2 protein-coding genes are annotated in these 1,100 nt (G+C 43.7%); both read right to left on the reverse strand.

The features are described from left to right. Positions 1–301: 301 nt before the first annotated feature. Complete coding sequence (locus A3756_RS15480) at positions 302–586, reverse strand: hypothetical protein (protein WP_068553828.1); 285 nt, start codon at positions 584–586, stop codon at positions 302–304. Positions 587–722: 136 nt separating this feature from the next. Then, positions 723–1,055 carry a Qac family quaternary ammonium compound efflux SMR transporter gene (locus tag A3756_RS15485; RefSeq protein ID WP_068553830.1) on the reverse strand — a complete coding sequence of 111 codons (333 nt, stop codon included), beginning with the start codon at positions 1,053–1,055 and terminating at the stop codon, positions 723–725. Positions 1,056–1,100: the final 45 nt, after the last annotated feature.

Below are 1,100 nucleotides of genomic sequence, written 5' to 3' on the forward strand. Positions count from 1 at the left end.
CAGGCACCACGACGTAATAAGTAAGGTTGGATAGGTTAACGCGTCGCGTTAGCAACCCACGAATACCAGCATGATCACCGTCGAAATTACTTGCTTCATCTGATGCGTTGACGCTTCCCTAACGGGAAGAATGTTAATTAAAAAGAAAGGCTCTGGCCGAGGTTCCGGCAGGATTTTGTGCGGGCCTCTTGACGTGGGGAGTCATACCAACGCTTTTATAAACGGCGCGCGTCTTTTTGCGCGTCCAGTGCAGGCCACGTGTTTTTGTGGCCGGAACGATGTTTGATAAACTTGTTAGTTGTCATTTTGCCCCAAAGCTCTCTAGTACTGGATAGTAATATTCTGCGACTACCAGCCCAGAAAAAATACACGCAAGCAGAACCCAGACATGCCATTCACGAACCCAGCTACCCTGTGCTTTTAACTCGACCAATTCTTCTTCGTTTTCACCGACAGAGGCAAGAGACATGAAAAGTTGTATACCCATAATACCAATGAGTATATGAATATAGGGCGTACCGAAAAACCAAGAAATTCCGTAGACCAAAACACACAAAATACTAAGTATTATTGCTACTCGTTTCATATCCCTACTTACAACTAACGCCTTGCACAGCGGAAACTGTAGTGTAGTGGCTTTGTGCAACAATGAGCGAAGCGAATGCACAAAGCCGCGGAGCGGAGGTTTTCCGACTGGTGCAACTTGTTAGATGCATACTGGACTAATGTGCACTGGTTTTTGAAAGCAAGTTGAGAACAACAACGCCACCAACGATTAAACCCATGCCAACATACCCCCAAAGGTCAAGTTTTTGCCCGTGCATGAACCATGCGATTAGAGTTACTAAAACTATGCCAAGCCCTGACCAAACTGCATATGCAATACCAACAGGGATTGATTTCAGAGTAAGTGAAAGTAAATAGAAAGCAGCGCCATAGCCAATAATAACAAGCAGCGATGGGGCGATTTTAGTAAAACCTTCACTAGACTTAAGACTGGATGTTGCAATTACTTCACAAATAATAGCAGCGGATAAGAATAACCAGTTTTTCACAGTTTTCTCCAATGTATATATTTTTCGAAAGATTAAACTAACCCT

The sequence above is a fragment of the Oleiphilus sp. HI0086 genome (genome assembly GCF_001635225.1).